The organism is Pannonibacter sp. Q-1, assembly GCF_054073275.1.
The window spans coordinates 111,484-129,826 of the sequence record NZ_JBSXNB010000006.1; the positions used below are offsets into that span (position 1 = coordinate 111,484).

Here is an 18,343-nt window from a genome sequence, read left to right on the forward strand (position 1 = left end):
GCTTGGTCTTCATACTACGAAATGCCTGTTCCGTTCCAACCGGGACACGTCCGGGGTGAGGCAAAGTGAAAACAGTGACGGGCGGCACGGACAATGAACCTGGAACTGCAAAGGTGATTGCGCGTTTGTCCGGTATGGCGCCTGCCCCTCTCCCCCCGCGCATGCCGTGTGCGGCGCAAGCGTCAGGTCAGGCTTTGAAGAGAGAATAGCTTCAGCCGCATGGCTGTGAATTTTAAGTTTGGAGAAACACCAAGATGGCAGACAACAAGGCTTCCGGAACCAGCTCCAGCGAAGGCCGCCCGATCAGCCGGCGCGCGTTGATGGGCTTCATGCTCGGCTCGGTCGCGAGTGCTGCCCTCATGGGCCGCTCAGGGGCCGCTTTGGCCCAGGGTTCACCTCCGGGCGGCAGCTATAACCAGCAGGAAATTCTGGACGCCGGCCATCGCTTCTTCGGTGAAATCTCTGGCGGCCTTGCCTCGGTCATTGAGAAGGCCATCAGCCAGTATGGCGAGCCCAACGGCTACATTCTAGGCGAGGAAGGGTCTGGCGCGATCGTTGCCGGTGCGCGTTACGGCGAGGGCGACCTCTACACCCGCAATGCAGGCAATCACAAGATCTTCTGGCAGGGCCCGTCGATCGGCTGGGACTTCGGCGGCGACGGCGCCCGCGTCATGATGCTGATCTACAATCTGCCGGTGGTGGAGGACATTTACCGCCGCTATGTCGGCGTCAATGGCTCGGCCTATCTCGTCGGCGGCTTCGGCATGACGGTGCTTGCCTATAACAACATCTATGTCGTGCCCGTGCGGGCCGGCGTCGGCGCCCGCCTCGGCGTCAACATGGGCTACCTCAAATTCACCCAGCGCCCGACCTGGAATCCTTTCTGATCTGCGGAAGTTATCTGAACGGCAGCTTTTCAGGGCGGGCCTCTTGGCCTGCCCTTTCTGCTGCGGTATTGATGAAGGTAACTGGCAGCAGAACAGACTTCAGAACCAGCGAGACGGCGTGTGATCGAAGCGGCAATGTATGGACTTCTGGGGTTCCTGGCAGCCAGTCTGCTGGGCCTTGCTGTTCTGTCTGCCGTGTGGAAACGCGCCGTGCGCCTGACACGTGAAGCGGTGCTGGCCACCACGCCAACCAGCTACCGCGAGATCATGGCCGCCCGCGACACGCTGCGCGCCGAACATGCCGTGGAGCTGCGCCGCCTGGAGCGGGAACTTTCAAGGCTCAAGGAAGAAAGCACCCGGCTCCGAGCCGAGGCCGGACGCGCACTGCCCGCCCAGCTGGCGCTGGAGCGCGAGCATCACGCCCAGCTGCGCCAGGACAAGGCGCTGGAGGAGCAGCTTGAGGCCGAACGCCGCGATTCAGCCCGCCTGAAGGACACCCTCTCCGAACTGGGCGCCCGTTACTCCGCCCTTCTGGAAAAGACCTTCGAGGCCGAAGCGCCCGAACTGACCGGCACGGCAGATACAGCAGCGCTCGCCACCATCACCTCGCTGGAAGCGCAGATTGCCACGATGAAGCGCCAGCTTGAGGCCTTCCGGGGCGGCGCACTCGCCAGCCAGATGGAACCGGATGCCGACGGCAGTGCATTGCGCAAGACGATTGCCCAGCTGGAAGCCCGCCTTCTCGACAAGGAAGCCGATCTGATCGCCGCCCAGGCCGACATTGCGCGCCTGAGCCTGCATCTGGACATGGCCGGCGCAAAGCCCGAGACGCTGATGACACGGCTCGACAGCGAACTTCAGGCGGCAGAGACGGAGAAAGCCAGGCTGGCGGCCCGCACGGCGGCGCAGGAGCGCGCACTCACCCGCGTGCGCGGCGAGAACCTGCGGCTGCGCAGCGAACTGGCGTCCAGCACGACGGTCCAGGATCTTCGCAGCGAGCTTAAGTCCATCACCAAGGCCATGACGGGCGGCACGGCTGCGGCGCCCGCAGCGCGGCCAACCTCAGCCCCAGCCCCAGCCCCAGCCCCGGCCGCTCCCCAGCCGGCCAAGACGCGCAAGAAGGCAGCCGCCAAGCCGGCACAGCCAACGCAGCTCAGCCCGGCGCAGCTGGCCGGCAAGATCGTGCGTGCCAGCGCCGCCGCTGCCGCCAGCCAGCAGCAGGCAGCACAGGCGGCAGCGGCAGCAGCACCGTCAGCCGTCACGGCAACGCCTGCATCTGCCCCGGCAGACCCGCAAAAGAAGGTGGTCGCCTGAGGCGAAGGCAGCATGCCGCAAGCCTCTGGCCTGCCTTGCTGTTCAGATCTGGAAACTGACATCCCCGGATGAAACACGCCAAAGCCCGCACGCAGCGCGTAACGCTGTGTGGTCTCATATCCATCATGTGAGGGAAGAGTTTGGTACTCCCAAGGGGAATCGAACCCCTGTTTCCGCCGTGAGAGGGCGGCGTCCTGACCGCTAGACGATGGGAGCGCCAGCAGCAATCGTGCTGCGAGGCCGCTCATATAGGCTCAACAGCAGAGCCATGCAAGGGCAAAGTTCTGATCCGCCGGGGAAAAACACCTTCCCCGGCTTCCGGACCGGAGCATTCACTCCGCCAGCAGCTTCGTGCGGCCCAGGATTTCGCCGGATGAGGCGTCCAGATGCACCAACTGGGACGCGCCCTCCTGCTGAACCAGCAGGATGAGGCTGCCATCCGCCCCCGGCGAAAGGCCCAGCACCTCGGCCCCTGCCCCCAGTTTCACCGTCTCCGGCAGGGCAACGCCGCTGTTTTCCTTGCCCACGGAATTGACCTTGTACACGATTACTGCGAAGAGAGCGGCAAATCCGGCGAACATGATCAGCGTGGAGCCCGCCATGAGGCGGCGCAGGCGCGTCTGAACCCGCAGCACGGCAGGGTCCAGAGGAGCTTCCTCCTCATGTGTGCTGGTCTCCACATCCCGGTCTTTGAAGGCGGAATTGGTCATGAACGATACTTCTCCTCAGGCGCCGCAGGGGCTGGATGGGGCATCCGGCTTTATCGCTTCTGAAGAAGATGCAGGCAAGCGCCTCGATGCCGTCATGGCCGCAAGGCTGGAAGGCCTCAGCCGCAACCGGGTACAGGCCCTTATCAAGGGTGGCGAGGTGCAGGTCAACGGCAAGACCGTCGAAGAGCCCAAGCACAAGGTGCATGAGGGCGACCGCCTGAGCCTGACCATGCCCGAGCCGGAGGATCCCGAGCCGCAGGGCGAGGACATCCCGCTCGACATCGTCTACGAGGATGATGCCCTCATCGTCATCGACAAGCCGGCCGGGCTCGTCGTCCATCCGGGAGCGGGCAACTGGACCGGCACGCTGGTCAACGCGCTGATTGCCCATTGCGGCGAGAGCCTGTCGGGCATCGGCGGCGTCAAGCGCCCCGGCATCGTCCACCGCCTCGACAAGGACACGTCGGGACTTCTGGTTGTCGCCAAGACCGATATTGCCCATCAGGGCCTGTCGGAGCAGTTTGCCGACCATGGCCGCACCGGCCCGCTGGAGCGCGCCTATCTGGCGCTGGTCTGGGGCGGACCCGGTGCCCTGCGCGGCACCATCGAAGCCAATCTTGCCCGCTCGGAAAGCAACCGGCAGAAGATGACCGTGGTGCGCAAGGGCGGCCGTGAGGCCATCACCCACTGGCAGGTGATCGAGCGCTTCGGCCCGGTTGACCAGCCGCCGCTGGCCTCGCTGATGGAATGCCGGCTGGAGACGGGCCGCACCCACCAGATCCGTGTGCACATGGCCCATATCGGCCTGCCCCTCATTGGCGATCAGGTTTACGGTGCCGGTTTCAAGACCAAGGCGAACCCGCTTCCCGAGCCCCTGCGCAGCGCTGTCGTTGAGTTTCCCAGGCAGGCGCTGCATGCCGGCGTCCTTGCCTTCGAGCATCCGGTGAATGGCGAAACGCTGTATTTTGAAAGCGAAATGCCCGAGGATTTCGCCACGCTTCTCGAAGCATTACGAAAATTTTAGGTTCCAGCCCCCTTTACGGTCCTGTTTTCGGCAAGATCTTGCTTATATCTTGAAACTGACGGTGATCCGGGAACGGATGCCATTGTGAAGCGTTTGCCCTGAGTGGCAGCACAAGCGGTGCTGCCAGACGTCCGGTAGGGGAACGCAGAAGGTTTTAGGAAAGGGGGCGCATTTCATGGCCCAGAACATTCCGGTGCTGACGGCAGGCGAAGGCGGCCTCAGCCGCTATCTCGACGAGATCCGCCGTTTCCCCATGCTGGAACCGCAGGAAGAATACATGCTCGCCAAGCGCTACCGCGAGCATGAAGACCCTGCTGCCGCCGAACGGCTCGTGACCTCGCACCTGCGTCTCGTCGCCAAGATTGCCATGGGTTACCGTGGCTATGGCCTGCCGCTTGGCGAAGTCGTGTCGGAAGGCAACGTTGGCCTGATGCAGGCCGTCAAGCGCTTCGAGCCCGAAAAAGGCTTCCGCCTCGCCACCTACGCCATGTGGTGGATCAAGGCCGCGATCCAGGAATATATCCTGCGGTCCTGGTCGCTGGTGAAAATGGGCACCACCGCCAATCAGAAGCGCCTGTTCTTCAACCTGCGCCGCCTCAAGGGCCGTATTCAGGCGCTGGAAGAAGGTGATCTGAAGCCGGATCAGGTGCAGGCCATCGCCACCAAGCTGGGCGTGCCGGAAGAAGACGTGATCTCCATGAACCGCCGTCTGGCCGGTGACGCCTCGCTGAACGCGCCGATCCGGGCTGCCGAGGCCGATTCCGGCGAGTGGCAGGACTGGCTGGTGGACGAAAGCGAAAGCCAGGAGACGATCCTCGCCGACCAGGAAGAACTCAACATGCGCCGCAAGCTGCTCGGCAATGCCATGTCGGTTCTCAATGACCGCGAGCGCCGCATCTTCGAGGCCCGCCGCCTGTCGGAAGATCCGATCACGCTGGAAGATCTCTCCACCGAATTTGGCGTGAGCCGCGAGCGCGTGCGCCAGATCGAGGTGCGCGCCTTTGAAAAGGTGCAGAAGGCGGTGCAGAAGAGCGCCCGCGAAATGGAGACGTCCGCTCCGGCCTGATTGATTTCCAGCATCAATGGCATTTGATGAAACGGGACGCGCACTTGCGTCCCGTTTTTTGCTTTTCTAACGTGGCAGACTGCGGCCGGACGCGCCGCAAAGGGTGGAGGCTGCATCAGCGTGGGGTTTGGGCACTTTATGGGCAAGCGGGCGCGGGTCGCGCTCGTCACGCTGGCGGCCTTGGCCAGCCTTGCAGGCATTCGTGCCATCGACCCGCCGTTTCTGCAGGCCGTGCGCGAACTGAGCTTCGATTATTACCAGCGGCTCGCCCCTCGCGGCTTTCAGGACAGCCCGGTGCGGGTGGTGGATATCGACGATGCCTCTCTGGCGCTCTACGGCCAGTGGCCATGGCCACGGGACCGGATGGCGGAAATCGTCGACACGCTCAACAGCATGGGCGCCGCCGCCATCGCCTTCGACGTGATCTTTGCCGAGGCAGACCGGTCCTCGCCGCGGCAGCTGGCCCTCAGCCTGCCGGAAAGCTCCATTGCCGCCTCGCCGGATCTGAAGGCCGCGCTCAAGTCGCTGCCGGATACGGATGAGCTGTTTGCGGAAGCCCTCGCAGAAGCCCCCTCCATCCTGGGCTTCGCAATTTTGCCTTCCGCCACACCGCAGCAGCCGCAACTGAAGGCCGGCATGGCGCATGTAGGCCCCTCCCCCGCCGGCCTGCTCGCGCCCTATGCCTCGGCTCTTGGCGCCATTCTGCCCCTGCAGGAGGCCGCGAGCGGCGTCGGCAGCGTATCGCTGAGTGCCGATGACACGGGCGGTATCGTCCGCCGCATTCCGCTGCTGGTGACTGACGGGACCGAAGTCTTCCCCAGCCTGGCGGTGGAGGCCCTTCGCGTGGCGCAGGGGGCAACCGGGCTGATCACGCGCGCGGATGAAACCGGCAGAGGCGGGGCGCTCAACGGGATCAGAGTGGGCAGCTTCTCCGTTCCGGTGACGGAAACCGGCGAGTTCTGGGTTTATTACGACTGGAACCGGCCCGAGCGCTATGTCTCCGTCGCCGACCTTCTCGACCCGCAGAAGCGTCCAAAGGTGCAGCCGCTGATCGATGGCCAGATCATCTTCATCGGCACCTCAGCTGCCGGCCTGTTCGATATCCGCTCCACGCCCCTTGGCGAGCAGGTTCCGGGCGTCTCGATCCACGCACAGGCCGCAGAGCAGATCATCTCCGGCAACTTCCTCTCCCGGCCGGACTGGGCGGAGGGCGCGGAAATCATTGCCGTTCTGCTCGCCGGCCTCGTCCTTGTCGCGCTTCTGCCGCTGACCGGAGGGCTCATCACCGGCGCGGCAGCCGTTTGTCTCACCGTCCTGATGTTCGGCGGCTCCCTGCTGCTTTTCGTCCAGAGCGGTCTTTTGATCGACGGGCTCTATCCCTCGATCACCGCCTTCGTCGTCTTCGCCATCGGCACGTCGATGCTCTATGTGATGACGGACCGGGAGAAACGCTTCGTGCGCCAGGCCTTCAGCCAATATCTCTCGCCGGAGCTGGTCAGCCAGCTGGAACAGCAGCCGGACCAGCTGGTTCTGGGCGGGGAACTGAGGCCCATGACCATCCTCTTCATGGATGTGCGCGGCTTCACCCCCATTTCCGAACAGCTGACGCCGACGGAGCTGGTGCATTTCCTCAATACACTGCTGTCCCCGCTCAGCGATGCCATCCAGGCCCATGGCGGCACCATCGACAAGTATATCGGCGACAGCATCATGGCCTTCTGGAACGCGCCCGTCCGGGTGGAGAACCACGCCGCCATGGCCTGCGCGGCCAGCCTGAAGATGCTGGACGTGGTGGACCAATTAAATGCGGAAGATGCCTTCGGCTTCAAGGCGCGCAATTTCAAGACCCAGACCGTGCAGATCGGCATTGGCCTCAACACGGGCGAAGCCTGCGTCGGCAACATGGGCTCCTCACGCCGCTTCAACTACTCGGTGATTGGTGACGCAGTGAACGTGGCAAGCCGGATCGAATCCAGCTGCAAGAGCGTCGGCGCCGATCTCGTCGTCTCGGAAGACACCCGCACGCAGGCCCCCGATCTTGCCTATCTGGAGGCTGGCGCCATTCCGCTCAAGGGCAAGTCCCGGCCCGTGAAGCTCTTCGCGCTGATCGGTGATCAGGAACTGCGGCGCAGCGAGGCCTTCCGGACACTTGAGCTGCATCACATGAAGCTGATGGATGCTCTCGACAACCGCAAACCGGAAGCCGCCGCTGCCGCCCTTGCCGACTGCCGCAACGCCGCCCCGCCGGAACTCACCGCCTTCTACGACCGTCTGGCCGAACGGGCCGAACAGCTCGAAACAGCAGCAGCGTGAACTGCGGGAAGGTTTGGGGGGGTGTAAACAAACTCAGGTGTCCCGACCACCTCACCATCGTCATCCCGGACGCAGCGGAGCGGAGATCCGGGACCGGTGAGCCAAGGCCTGCCGGCTCTGGCTCTTTAGCGGAACCAATTTTCGCCCCGGCTCACCGGTCCCGGCTCAAGGCCGGGATGACGACGGATAGATAGGCGTTTTCTTGGCCGTCACCGCAGCTCCGCCGTATAGTCCTCCACCGGCGGCACGCTGGTGATCAGCTTGTTTTCATGCAGAAACTCGGCAAAGCGCTGATAGCGGCCGGCATCCAGAGCTGCCGGGCGCTTGGCAAAACGCGGCAGCGTGTCGCCCCAGGCGCGGCGGTTCAGCTCGTCATCAAGATTCGGATAAGCCGCGATGAAAGCCTCCCACGAGTCCTCCGGATGGTTGGTGAGGTAGACCGTTGCCTTCTCCACTGCAGCGAGGAAACGGACATAGCGCGGGTCCCCGGTCTTGTCCTTCGCCGCCACATAGATCAGCTCGTCGAAGATGGGCACGCCATTCTCCTCCGGGAAGAAGGCCTTGCCCTTCTTGCCCTCCAGTTCGATCTGGGTGAGCTCGAAATTGCGGTAGCCGCCGATCACCGCATCCACCTGACCCGTCATCAGGGACGGCGACAGGGCAAAGTTGACGTTGATGAGTTCCACGTCCTCGATCGAAAGTCCCTGCGAGCGCAGCATCTGGCCGAGCATCGCATCCTCGAAGCCGGAGACGGAGAAGCCGATCTTCTTGCCCTTGAGGTCCGCCAGCGTCTTGATGGGGCCCTCCTCCAGCACGATCAGCGTGTTCAGCGGCGTCTCCACCAGCGTGCCGATCCACTTCAGCGGCATGCCTTCGTTGATCTGGGCATGGAGCGTCGGCTGATAGGACACGGCAATATCCCCCTGCCCGGCCGCCACCAGCTTCGGCGGCATGGCCGGATCGGCCGGCTCGATCAGGTCCACATCAAGCCCTTCGGCTTCAAAGAAACCCTTCTGCTTGGCCACCACCAGCGGCGCGTGGTCCGGATTGACGAACCAGTCGAGCAGAACGGTCAGCTTGTCCGCCGCCGAAGCGGGGGCAGCAGTGGCCAGAACAGCGGCCAGCGACAGCGCGAGAATGCGTTTCATGCGGGGTCTCCCAATAGACAGGTGTTGGATGAAGTTCGAGCCGGTCCAGCCTCAGCCTGACCGGCAGATGCGGGCGCGGGGATCAGTCCTCGCGCTGCCAGGGCACCATGCGGCGGGTCAGACGCTCGACAACGAAGCGCAGGACCAGAACCATGGCGGCAAGCAAGGCAAGAGCGGCGAACATGGTGTCCGTCTGCATCCGGGCATTGCTCTGCAGCATGATGAAGGCAAGCCCGCCCTTGGCCCCGACCCATTCGCCGACAATGGCGCCGATGGGGGCGAAGACCGCTGCAATCCGGACACCGGAGGCAAGCGCGGGCATGGCAGACGGCAGGCGGAAATAACGCAGTTCCTGCCAGCGGTTGACGCGGTAGAGCAGCGCCAGATCGACCAGGCCCTGATCCATCCGCCTGAGGCCGTCAAAGAAGGTGGAGGTGACGGCAAAAAAGATGACCAGCACCGCCATCACGATCTTGGAAGCAAGGCCGAAGCCGAGCCAGAGCACCAGAATGGGGGCAATGGCAAAGACCGGCAGAGCCTGCGTCACCAGAACCACCGGCAGCAGCCCGCGCCGTGCCAGCGGCGACAGCCACATGACGAAGGCCAGCATGACCCCGGCGGCAATGCCGAAGACAAAGCCCAGCAGGGTTTCGCTCAAGGTGATGCTGGCGTGATACAGCAGGAAGCCGCTCTGGCGCTGGAAAGCCTCCAACACTTTCAGCGGACCGGGCAGCATGTAGGGCGGGATTTCGAGGAACCGCACCGCCAGATCCCAGATCAGCAACAGGGACATGCTGACCGTCAGGCCCGGCGCAATGCTGCGCAGGAGAGCGGCTGCACGGGCCGGAAACGCATTCCGGACGGGGCTCGCAGAGGGAAGGGGTTGCCTTCCCGAAAGAAGTTCTATCGACACAAAAGGATCTCCCGTCACCGGCGAGCCGGTCAAGACATTGGAGATCCGGGATATGGCTAAAGGTTTCCGTCCCTTCGCCGGCATGACCCGGATCAGGTTCTAAGGGTTCGGCTTTGCGCCATCTCAGCTCACATCGGAGCACCCCTCGGACCAGCCCGAAACATGCCGCCTGAATGCCGCCTTGGCAAGCAAAACTTGCGGTCCCCTGTCACAAAAGCCGAAGGCCCCGGCTGTCACCCATGGACAGCCGGGGCCTTCAAGCTTAACCGGAACCGGGCAGAACCGCCGGGATCAGCCGCCCTGCCAGGCGGCAATCGCCTGTTCCAGAGCGCGGGCGCCCGGGGTGCCCTTCTCGATGGTGAAGATGGCACGCTTGCCGTTTTCATAGAGCATCGGAATATCGATCCAGCCACGCTCACGCATCAGGGCAAGGTTACGGTCGCGCTCGCTGTCAACGCTCGACAGCGCAATCCAGAAGTAACCCGGAGCAACCTTCACCGAAGCGCCCAGGAGAGCATCTCCGCGCGCTTCCTCGGTCGGCTTCATCACGAGGCCCGGCACATTGGAGACGTCCCCGCCGGAGAAGCCCTCAGGAAGCTGGAACTGGATCTCGACCAGATGGCTGGCAGGCAGAGACGAATCTGTGTTCGGCTTGATTCGCAGCGTCACATTGATGTTCCGGTCCGGAATCTGGGCCTGCGCCACGAGCACCGTTTCGGCCTGTCCGCCGGAGCCGTTTTCCTCGGAAACCGACCAGGCCACATTGCCCGCAGAAGCGGTACCGGATCCGCTGGCATCTTCGCCCTCCTCATAGAGGAAAGCCTTCTGCGCAACGATCGCACCGGGCGTTTCTGCCGTCTGAGCCGGCGTCGTGCTGGCGGGCGGGGCAGCGGCCTCGGGCACGGCAGCAGGCGCCTCCTGCGGCGGCGGCGGGGGGGCTGACGGTGTGATGAGTGTCGTCGTCACGGTCCGCGCATCGGGGGCAACCGCAGGCTCACCCGTATCGGTCAGCAGACGGTCCGTGTTCTTGCCGCCATTCTCGCCATTGGCAGCCGTCTCGCCCGCCGGCGCTCCTGCCTCGGGGGCCGGAGCGGTCGTTGCGGCCGTATCCTCACTGGAGGAGAAGATCCCCGCGATCAGCGAGCGCTGGGAATAGATGAAGGCGCCGATACCGATCAGCACCAGCACAAATCCGCCCAGGAACACGTAGGACATGAAAGACGAACTGCCAGCCGGGCGGGCGCGGCGCGGGGCGCGTGTCCGGCCCTTGCGCGGTTCGTCAGCCGCAAGCCGGTCGGCCGCGGCATTCACGCTTCCAGCACCGGCGGGCGCAGGTGCGGACGGATCCGGGCGCAGGCTGTCACCGGCAGGCGCTGGCCGCGGGCTCGGCGTGGGAAGGGCGTAGGAAGACGGTGCCGGGGCAGCCGGTTCAACGGACGGCTTTGCAGGCGCCGCCCCGAAGGCAGGCTCCATGCGCGGCTGGCTGCGCTCAACGGGCGGCTCTGCCGGAGTGCTTTCGTTGCGGAAGGCATCTCGGGCGGTCTGCACCGCGCTCGACGACGCATCCCCCAGCCTTTCGGCTTCCTGCACGGCAGAGCCCAGCGGCCCGCGCGGCGCAGGCGAAGACGGGGGATAGGGTTCGGTGCGGGGGGCAGCCGGAGCGCTGGCGCCTGCAGCAGGGGCCATGGGCGCGGGCGCAGCAGGCGCCGGGCGCGTCGCCATCAGCGTTTCGCGCGCCGCCTCGGCCTCAACCTTGCGGATAGCCTCCTCAAGGCGCAACTGCTCGGCCGTGATCTCGGACGGGGAAAGCGGCGGCTCATAGGCCTTGAGCTGACTGACAATCGCGTTTCGGGCGCGGCTGTAGACGTTGCGCCGTGCAGAACCGTTGTTCTCCGGCAGTGACGCAATCGTTTTTTTCAAAATCGAATAGTAATCAGCCATTGGCTCGCTCGTGAGGGGTGCCAGCCTGAACCCGGCGCACCGGAAGCTCCGTATTCATGCCATCCCATTTGTAGGCTCAACACCGGCGGGCGCAAGAGGTGTTCAGCAAAGATAGGATGTGCAATCAGGTTTTTACATGACTTTCGGGCGGAATGGGGAGCATTCCGCCCGATAAATTTCACGTCAGTCCTGGAACGGATTCTGCACCAGGATGGTGTCGTCGCGCTCCGGGCTGGTGGAGAGCAGCGCCACCGGCGCACCGATCAGCTCCTCCACATGGCGGACATATTTCACGGCCTGCGCCGGAAGATCAGCCCAGCTGCGGGCACCCTTGGTGGATTCCTGCCAGCCCGGCAGGGTTTCATAAATCGGCACCACACGGGCCTGCGCGCCCTGGGAGGCCGGCAGATAGTCGATCCGCTTGCCGTCCAGCTCATAGCCGACGCAGATCTTCAGCTCTTCCAGGCCGTCCAGAACATCCAGCTTGGTCAGCGCGATGCCGGTGATGCCGGAGGTGCAGACCGTCTGGCGCACCAGAACCGCATCAAACCAGCCGCAGCGGCGCTTGCGGCCCGTGACGGTGCCGAACTCATGGCCGCGGGTGCCGAGGAATTCGCCGACTTCGTTCTGCTGCTCGGTCGGGAACGGGCCTTCGCCCACGCGGGTGGTGTAGGCCTTGGTGATGCCCAGCACATAGCCGACCGCGTTGGGGCCAAGGCCCGAACCGGTGGCAGCCTGACCGGCAACCGTGTTGGACGAGGTCACGAAGGGATAGGTGCCGTGGTCGATGTCGAGCAGTGCGCCCTGCGCGCCTTCAAACAGCAGGCGCTTGCCTTCACGGCGCTGGCCGTCGAGCAGCTTCCACACCGAATCCATGTAGGGCAGCACGGTGCCAGCCACGGAGGACAGTTCTTCGAAGATGGCCTGAGCGGAAATTTCGCTCTCGCCGAGGCCCCGGCGCAACGGATTGTGATGCGCCAGCAGCCGGTCGATCTTGGCCGGCAGCGATTCCAGATTGGCAAGGTCCATCAGACGGATGGACCGGCGGCCCACCTTGTCCTCATAGGCCGGGCCAATGCCGCGGCCCGTGGTGCCGATGCGCGTGCCGGTGCTGGAGTTTTCGCGCAGCGCGTCGAGTTCGCGGTGCAGCGACAGAATCAGCGTCGCGTTTTCGGCGATGCGCAGGGTCTCCGGGTTCACGGTCACGCCCTGATCGCGCAGGCGGCCGATTTCCGACACCAGTGCATGCGGGTCCAGCACCACGCCATTGCCGATCACCGACAGCTTGCCCGGGCGCACGACGCCGGAGGGCAGCAGGGACAGCTTGTAGCTGACGCCGTCGATCACGAGCGTATGGCCGGCATTATGCCCGCCCTGGAAACGGACAATCACATCGGCCTGCTCCGAGAGCCAGTCGACGATCTTGCCCTTGCCTTCATCGCCCCATTGCGAACCGACGACAACAACATTGGCCATGGGTGCCATACCCTTCTCAAAAGGAACCATCTGCCGGGGCCGCTTTTTCCGGGCACCAGCACACAAAACCCCGGTACATGGCCGGGGCAAACGCGCGGACTATAGCCACTTCCGCCAAGAGTTGCGAGCCCGAAACGGAAGAAATTGACGGAAGGGAGCCTCGCATTCCGGGTGGCGCTGACTGCCGGGCAAATGATACATCTTTGATCCTGCAGAGCTGGCAGTGTTTGAAACGGACTGCAAGGAGGAGGAAGGCCTTCCCATAGCCGCAGCGCCCCTCTCCCCCCTTGAGGGGGAGATGTCTGCGTCAGCAGACAGAGGGGGGTAGCAGCGCTTCGGCACAACACGGTCTCTCTCATAAACGGACAGTCCATTACCCCCCTCTGCCCCCAGCCGGGGGCATCTCCCCCTCAAGGGGGGAGAGGAGTTGGTGCCTAACTGAAAGTCCGTTGTAAACACTGCCCGCCAGCATCAACACTCGCCTCAAACATCCGGACACAATCATGTCATTAGCCGCTTGGCTGCTGCTGTTTTTCCTCAGTGCCCTGTGGGGCGGCTCGTTCCTCTTTGCCAAGGTGGCGGTGGCCGAGATTCCGCCGCTGATGCTGGTGTTCCTCAGGGTGCTGATTGCCGCCGCCGTGCTGCATCTGGTGCTCCGGCTGTCGCGGCACCGTTTCCCCCGTGATCCGAAGCTGCTGGCAAGCTTCCTTGTCATGGGCCTGCTCAACAACGTGATTCCCTTCTCGCTGATCTTCTGGGGCCAGACGGGCATCGCGGCAGGCCTTGCCTCGATCCTCAATGCCACGACGCCGATTTTCACCTTCCTGATCGCCGCCGTGGTGCTGCATCAGGAACCGGTGACGGCCAACCGCATAGCAGGGGTGCTGCTGGGACTGTCAGGCGTGGCGCTGATGCTGTCTTCCAGCCTTGCCGGGCTCAGCTCCGATCCGCTTTGGGCACAGGCCGCCTGCCTGGGCGCCGCCCTCTCCTACGGTTTCGCCGGCGCCTTCGGCCGCCGCTTCAAGGGCACGCCGCCGCTCGTCACCGCAACCGGCCAGATCACCGGCTCCACCTTGCTGATGCTGCCGGTCGCGCTTTTCTCGGCCGGAAGCTGGTCACCGGCGGATGTCAGCCTGCTGGTCTGGGGCAATGTGCTGGCGCTCGCCGTGCTCGCCACGGCGCTCGGCTACATGATCTTCTTCCGGCTTCTGGGCGAGGCAGGGGCAACCAACACCTCGACGGTCACCCTGCTGGTCCCCGTCTGCGCCCTCGGCTTCGGATATCTGCTGCTGGGCGAGAGGCTCTATCCGGTGCAATTCGCCGGGCTCGGCATTCTGCTCTGCGGCCTCGTGCTGCTTGACGGGCGGGTGCTGAAACTGCTGCGCCGGTAAAATAAAAGAGCGGCACCCTGCCGGATGCCGCTCATCATGCCTTTTTAGAACTTCAGCGCCTTGGCCTGTTTCACCAGCGGCAGCGATTCGATGGCTGTCAGCGTGGCGGCAGGCACTGCGCCATCCACCTCCAGCAGCGCAATCGCGTCGCCCCCCGGCTCCGTGCGGCCGAGGTTGAAGGTGGCGATGTTGATGCCTGCCTCACCCAGAAGGCTGCCGAACTTGCCGATGAAGCCCGGCTTGTCCTCGTTGGTGATGTAGAGCATGTAGGGGCCGAAACCGGCTTCCATGTTGATGCCCTTCACCTGGATGATGCGCGGCTTGCCATCGGCAAACACCGTGCCTGCGACGGAACGCTCCTGCCGGTCGGTGACGATGGTCAGGCGCATGTAGGTCTCGTAGGCCCCCATCTGGCCGCGCCGCACCTCTTCCACCTGAATGTCCCGCTCGCGGGCGATGGCAGGGGCCGACACCATGTTGACGGTCTGCAGCACCGGCGTCAGCACGCCGGTCAGCGCCGCCGCCGTCAGGGCGCGGGTGTTCATGTCGGCAATCGTGCCTTCATATTCGATGCGGATCTTGCGGATGCCGGTTTCCGTGAGCTGGCCCGCGAAGGAGCCCAGCTGCTCGGCCAGCCGCACGAAGGGCGTCAGGCGCGGCGCTTCTTCCGCCGAGATCGAAGGCATGTTGAGCGCGTTGATGACGGCACCGCTCATCAGATAGTCCGAGATCTGCTCGGCCACCTGCAGGGCAACGTTCTCCTGCGCCTCTTCGGTCGAAGCGCCCAGATGCGGGGTGCAGACCATGTTCGGCGCGCCGAAGAGCACGTTTTCCTTCGCAGGCTCCTCGACAAACACATCGAACCCGGCCCCTGCCACATGGCCCGTATCAAGTGCCGCCCGCAGGGCCACCTCATCAACCAGCCCGCCACGGGCGCAGTTGATGATATAGACGCCGCGCTTGGTCTTCATCAGTGCATCGGCGGAGATGATGTTGCGGGTCTTGTCCGTCAGCGGCGTGTGCAGGGTGATGAAATCGGCCCGCGCCAGCAGCGTGTCCAGCTCAACCTTTTCAACACCCAGATCCCTTGCCCGCTCAACCGACAGGAACGGGTCAAAGGCGAGAACCTTCATCTTCAGGCCGATGGCCCGGTCGGCGACGATCGAGCCGATGTTGCCGCAGCCGATGAGACCCAGCGTCTTGCCGGTGATTTCCACACCCATGAAGCGGGACTTCTCCCACTTGCCGGCCTGCGTCGAGGCATCGGCGGCCGGGATCTGCCGGGCGAGCGAGAACATCATCGCAATGGCATGTTCCGCCGTGGTGATCGCGTTGCCGAAGGGCGTGTTCATCACGATGATGCCCTTGGCGGTGGCAGCCGGGATATCGACATTGTCGACGCCGATGCCCGCACGGCCGATCACCTTCAGCCGCGTGGCGGCGGCAATCACCTTTTCGGTGACCTTGGTGGCCGAGCGGATGGCAAGGCCGTCATACTCGCCGATCACGGCCAGCAGCGCGTCCTTGTCCTTGCCCAGCTCCGGGCGGAAATCCACGTCGATGCCGCGATTCTTGAAGATCTGGATGGCTGCTTCCGACAGCTGATCCGAAATGAGCACTCTGGGAGCCATGAAACTCTCCTTCATTCAGCGCGCTTCAGGCAAGGCTGCACCGTCTGCGGTTCAACCGGTGAACCGCAGCAGGCGCCTCACGCGGGCGCAGGATTTGGGTGAAGTGCAAGGCCCGGAGAAAAGCTCACCGGGCCCTCGCATCAGGCGGCTGCCTGCAGGCGGGCCTTCTGGGCCGCAAAGGCCCAGTCGAGCCAGGGCAGAAGCGCCGCAACGCTGTCCGGATCCACCGTCGCGCCGCACCAGATGCGGAAGCCCGTCGGGGCATCGCGGTAGGAGCCGATGTCATAGGCGACACCTTCGGCTTCCAGCGCGGAGGCCATGGCCTTGGCGAATGCCGCCTGCCCCGCATCGTCCAGCGCCGTCACTGCCGGATCAACGATCTTCAGGCAGACGGAGGTGTTGGAGCGGGTGGTCGGATCAACGGCGAGGAAGTCCACCCACGGGGTCTCTTCCACCCAGCGGGCGATATGCCCGGCGCTGGTGTCGGCACGGCCGATCAGGGCCTTCAGGCCGCCGATGGAGGATGCCCATTCCAGCGCGTCGATATAGTCCTCGACACAGAGCATGGACGGGGTGTTGATGGTCTCGCCCTTGAAGATGCCTTCGATCAGCTTGCCCTTGGAGGTCAGGCGGAAAATCTTCGGCAGCGGCCAGGCGGGGGTGTAGCTCTCCAGCCGGGCGACGGCACGCGGGCTGAGGATGAGCATGCCGTGGGCACCTTCACCGCCGAGCGCCTTCTGCCAGGAGAAGGTGACCACATCGAGCTTGGCGAAATCCAGATCCTGCGCAAAGGCGGCGGAGGTGGCATCGCAGATGGCGAGGCCTTCCCGGTCTGCCGGAATCCAGTTGGCGTCCGGCACGCGCACGCCGGACGTGGTGCCGTTCCAGGTGAAGACAACGTCGCGGCTGAAATCGACGCTGCCAAGGTCCGGCAGCTCGCCATAGGGAGCTTCGATGGTGCGGGCATCCAGCTTCAGCTGCTTGACCACATCGGTCACCCAGGTGGAGCCGAAGCTTTCCCAGGCGAGCATGTCGACGCCACGCGCGCCGAGCAGCGACCACAGGGCCATCTCGACCGCGCCCGTGTCCGAGGCCGGAACGATACCGATGCGGTAGTCCGCAGGCACCTCAAGGATCTCACGGGTCTTGTCGATGGCGAGTTCAAGCCGGGTCTTGCCGATCTTGGCGCGGTGGGAGCGACCAAGGGACTTCACGTCCAGCGCGGCGGCAGACCAGCCGGGGCGCTTGGCGCAAGGACCAGACGAAAAATGGGGATTGGCCGGGCGCTGTGCCGGCTTTGCAGTCGCTGTCATATGCTATCCTCTCAGATAGGTGCTCCTCGTTGGGGAGGAGTGTCCCACTGACTTGGATATGCCCTTCCGGCGGGCCGGTCAAGCCGGATGGAGCCTTGCAGCGCTGCAAAGCGAAAGGCCGGTGCTTGTGGCACCGGCCCCTGAAATGATCCGCGGGGAAGAGGATCAGTAACGGGCAGAGACAGCATTGCCCGAATAGAGCATCGGACGGTTGACCGGGCCAGCCGTATCGAAGTTGTAGCGCACGCCAAGCCGGATTTCGTGGGCGGCCAGATCCTTGTACTTGATCCGGCTCTGACCGGTGCCGACGTTGTTCAACTGAACCGTACGGGCCTCGCCCAGGTTCTTGTAGCGGTAGCCAAGATCAATGTCCCAGTTCGGCGTCACCGCATAGGAGGTACCGGCCATCAGCGCCCAGGCGAAGTTCCACTTGCCGCTCGACCCGTCGTAGGACGTGTTCACGCCATTCGGGTTGAAGGACTTGGTGTCACGCACATTGACATATGCCGCGCCAACACCGGCACCCACGTAAGGGGTGAAGCCGTTCCAGGTGCCAACATCCAGGTAGCCGTTCAGCATCAGCGTCCAGACGTCAATATTCGACGTCTCGCGGGAGTATCCCGGGCTCGCGCAGGGATCATTACACGGGGCATGACCCGTGTACTTGGCCGACGGCTCGTAGTCGAACGTCAGATCTGAGCGCAGATAGTCGTTGAACTTGTAACCAATACCCGCACCGATGACGACCGTATCGTTCATCTTGTTGCGGTTAAACCGCAGATCACCGATCACGGGATCACTGAAGCTGCCTTTCGGCGCCTGATAAATCTTGTAGCCGATATCGCCGCGCAGATACCAGCCGCCAGTGGCCGGGACTTCGGGGATATGCTCAATCACAGGAGCCGGCAGATCCATCGCCAGATCCGCAGCCAGTGCTGCCTGCGAGATGAAGATCGCACAGCTCGCCAAAGACAACTGCTTGAAAACGCTGCCCATGTCCTCGTCCTTTGAAACAAGCGTCCGCACCAGCCAGGCTGCGGGGCGCGCTTTGGAACATGTCTTAGATCTAGGGCAAAAGGTTTAAAGGGTGCTTAACCGTATTTCTTTACCAGGATTTTTTACCTTAACCCAAGGTAAACAAGAGCAATCACGTTAGGACTTCATTAACAAAAAGGCACCCGCCTCTCCAGCGGATGCCTTGTGCTTTTACCGCTCC

14 protein-coding genes, 1 tRNA gene and 1 riboswitch are annotated in these 18,343 nt (G+C 63.8%); of the genes, 6 read left to right on the top strand and 9 right to left on the bottom strand.

What is annotated here, in order from left to right:
* Nucleotides 1–254: 254 nt before the first annotated feature.
* Nucleotides 255–887: a DUF1134 domain-containing protein gene (locus ACVNHC_RS17595; RefSeq protein ID WP_050472495.1), complete on the top strand. Its 633-nt coding sequence runs from the start codon at nucleotides 255–257 to the stop codon at nucleotides 885–887.
* Nucleotides 888–1,007: 120 nt separating this feature from the next.
* On the top strand, nucleotides 1,008–2,201 hold the full coding sequence (locus tag ACVNHC_RS17600) for a hypothetical protein (RefSeq protein WP_457168373.1): 1,194 nt from the start codon (nucleotides 1,008–1,010) through the stop codon (nucleotides 2,199–2,201).
* Nucleotides 2,202–2,342: 141 nt separating this feature from the next.
* On the opposite strand, the gene ACVNHC_RS17605 is transcribed toward ACVNHC_RS17600, so the two are convergent.
* Nucleotides 2,343–2,417, bottom strand: a tRNA-Glu gene (locus ACVNHC_RS17605).
* Nucleotides 2,418–2,533: 116 nt separating this feature from the next.
* Nucleotides 2,534–2,911 (bottom strand): DUF6476 family protein, encoded by a 378-nt coding sequence (locus ACVNHC_RS17610; protein ID WP_374631063.1) that lies wholly within the window; start codon nucleotides 2,909–2,911, stop codon nucleotides 2,534–2,536.
* Between ACVNHC_RS17610 and ACVNHC_RS17615 the strand changes: the two genes are divergently transcribed.
* From ACVNHC_RS17615 to ACVNHC_RS17625, 3 genes are all read left to right on the top strand, one after another.
* Nucleotides 2,910–3,935: an RluA family pseudouridine synthase gene (locus ACVNHC_RS17615; RefSeq protein ID WP_457168375.1), complete on the top strand. Its 1,026-nt coding sequence runs from the start codon at nucleotides 2,910–2,912 to the stop codon at nucleotides 3,933–3,935. The genes ACVNHC_RS17610 and ACVNHC_RS17615 overlap by 2 nt on opposite strands.
* 175 nt (nucleotides 3,936–4,110) lie before the next feature.
* A complete protein-coding gene (gene rpoH, locus ACVNHC_RS17620) occupies nucleotides 4,111–5,001 on the top strand; it encodes an RNA polymerase sigma factor RpoH (protein ID WP_457168377.1) in 891 nt (296 codons plus the stop codon).
* Between the two features lie 120 nt (nucleotides 5,002–5,121).
* A complete protein-coding gene (locus ACVNHC_RS17625) occupies nucleotides 5,122–7,314 on the top strand; it encodes a CHASE2 domain-containing protein (protein ID WP_457168378.1) in 2,193 nt (730 codons plus the stop codon).
* Nucleotides 7,315–7,523: 209 nt separating this feature from the next.
* Here ACVNHC_RS17625 and ACVNHC_RS17630 read toward each other — a convergent pair whose 3' ends face one another.
* The 4 genes from ACVNHC_RS17630 to ACVNHC_RS17645 form a co-directional block, all read right to left on the bottom strand.
* Nucleotides 7,524–8,462: an ABC transporter substrate-binding protein gene (locus ACVNHC_RS17630; protein WP_050472490.1), complete on the bottom strand. Its 939-nt coding sequence runs from the start codon at nucleotides 8,460–8,462 to the stop codon at nucleotides 7,524–7,526.
* Between the two features lie 82 nt (nucleotides 8,463–8,544).
* Nucleotides 8,545–9,255: an ABC transporter permease gene (locus ACVNHC_RS17635; protein ID WP_123195129.1), complete on the bottom strand. Its 711-nt coding sequence runs from the start codon at nucleotides 9,253–9,255 to the stop codon at nucleotides 8,545–8,547.
* Nucleotides 9,256–9,427: 172 nt separating this feature from the next.
* Nucleotides 9,428–9,531, bottom strand: a riboswitch (TPP riboswitch).
* A gap of 135 nt (nucleotides 9,532–9,666) precedes the next feature.
* The gene (locus ACVNHC_RS17640; RefSeq protein ID WP_457168381.1) at nucleotides 9,667–11,316 is read right to left on the bottom strand and encodes a hypothetical protein; all 1,650 of its coding nucleotides are present in this window, start codon (nucleotides 11,314–11,316) and stop codon (nucleotides 9,667–9,669) included.
* 183 nt (nucleotides 11,317–11,499) lie between these two features.
* The gene (locus ACVNHC_RS17645) at nucleotides 11,500–12,792 is read right to left on the bottom strand and encodes an adenylosuccinate synthase (RefSeq protein WP_050472559.1); all 1,293 of its coding nucleotides are present in this window, start codon (nucleotides 12,790–12,792) and stop codon (nucleotides 11,500–11,502) included.
* 503 nt (nucleotides 12,793–13,295) lie between these two features.
* Here ACVNHC_RS17645 and ACVNHC_RS17650 point away from each other — a divergent pair.
* Complete coding sequence (locus ACVNHC_RS17650) at nucleotides 13,296–14,183, top strand: DMT family transporter (RefSeq protein WP_050472488.1); 888 nt, start codon at nucleotides 13,296–13,298, stop codon at nucleotides 14,181–14,183.
* A 44-nt stretch (nucleotides 14,184–14,227) separates the two neighbouring features.
* Here ACVNHC_RS17650 and serA read toward each other — a convergent pair whose 3' ends face one another.
* The 3 genes from serA to ACVNHC_RS17665 all read right to left on the bottom strand — a co-directional run bounded on the left by serA (nucleotide 14,228) and on the right by ACVNHC_RS17665 (nucleotide 18,123).
* Complete coding sequence (gene serA, locus ACVNHC_RS17655; RefSeq protein WP_457168383.1) at nucleotides 14,228–15,814, bottom strand: phosphoglycerate dehydrogenase; 1,587 nt, start codon at nucleotides 15,812–15,814, stop codon at nucleotides 14,228–14,230.
* Between the two features lie 140 nt (nucleotides 15,815–15,954).
* Nucleotides 15,955–17,127 carry a phosphoserine transaminase gene (locus ACVNHC_RS17660; protein ID WP_457168385.1) on the bottom strand — a complete coding sequence of 391 codons (1,173 nt, stop codon included), beginning with the start codon at nucleotides 17,125–17,127 and terminating at the stop codon, nucleotides 15,955–15,957.
* Between the two features lie 165 nt (nucleotides 17,128–17,292).
* Nucleotides 17,293–18,123 carry an outer membrane protein gene (locus tag ACVNHC_RS17665; RefSeq protein WP_122522008.1) on the bottom strand — a complete coding sequence of 277 codons (831 nt, stop codon included), beginning with the start codon at nucleotides 18,121–18,123 and terminating at the stop codon, nucleotides 17,293–17,295.
* Nucleotides 18,124–18,343 lie beyond the last annotated feature (220 nt).

Bases quoted from the DNA above. Each gene is read 5' to 3' on its own strand.
- ACVNHC_RS17595 (WP_050472495.1), top strand. From the start codon at position 255: ATGGCAGACAACAAGGCTTCCGGAACCAGCTCCAGCGAAGGCCGCCCG.
- ACVNHC_RS17615 (WP_457168375.1), top strand. From the start codon at position 2,910: ATGAACGATACTTCTCCTCAGGCGCCGCAGGGGCTGGATGGGGCATCC.
- ACVNHC_RS17610 (WP_374631063.1), bottom strand. From the start codon at position 2,911: ATGACCAATTCCGCCTTCAAAGACCGGGATGTGGAGACCAGCACACAT.
- rpoH (WP_457168377.1), top strand. From the start codon at position 4,111: ATGGCCCAGAACATTCCGGTGCTGACGGCAGGCGAAGGCGGCCTCAGC.
- ACVNHC_RS17630 (WP_050472490.1), bottom strand. From the start codon at position 8,462: ATGAAACGCATTCTCGCGCTGTCGCTGGCCGCTGTTCTGGCCACTGCT.
- ACVNHC_RS17635 (WP_123195129.1), bottom strand. From the start codon at position 9,255: ATGTCCCTGTTGCTGATCTGGGATCTGGCGGTGCGGTTCCTCGAAATC.
- ACVNHC_RS17640 (WP_457168381.1), bottom strand. From the start codon at position 11,316: ATGGCTGATTACTATTCGATTTTGAAAAAAACGATTGCGTCACTGCCG.
- ACVNHC_RS17645 (WP_050472559.1), bottom strand. From the start codon at position 12,792: ATGGCCAATGTTGTTGTCGTCGGTTCGCAATGGGGCGATGAAGGCAAG.
- ACVNHC_RS17650 (WP_050472488.1), top strand. From the start codon at position 13,296: ATGTCATTAGCCGCTTGGCTGCTGCTGTTTTTCCTCAGTGCCCTGTGG.
- serA (WP_457168383.1), bottom strand. From the start codon at position 15,814: ATGGCTCCCAGAGTGCTCATTTCGGATCAGCTGTCGGAAGCAGCCATC.
- ACVNHC_RS17660 (WP_457168385.1), bottom strand. From the start codon at position 17,127: ATGACAGCGACTGCAAAGCCGGCACAGCGCCCGGCCAATCCCCATTTT.
- ACVNHC_RS17665 (WP_122522008.1), bottom strand. From the start codon at position 18,123: ATGGGCAGCGTTTTCAAGCAGTTGTCTTTGGCGAGCTGTGCGATCTTC.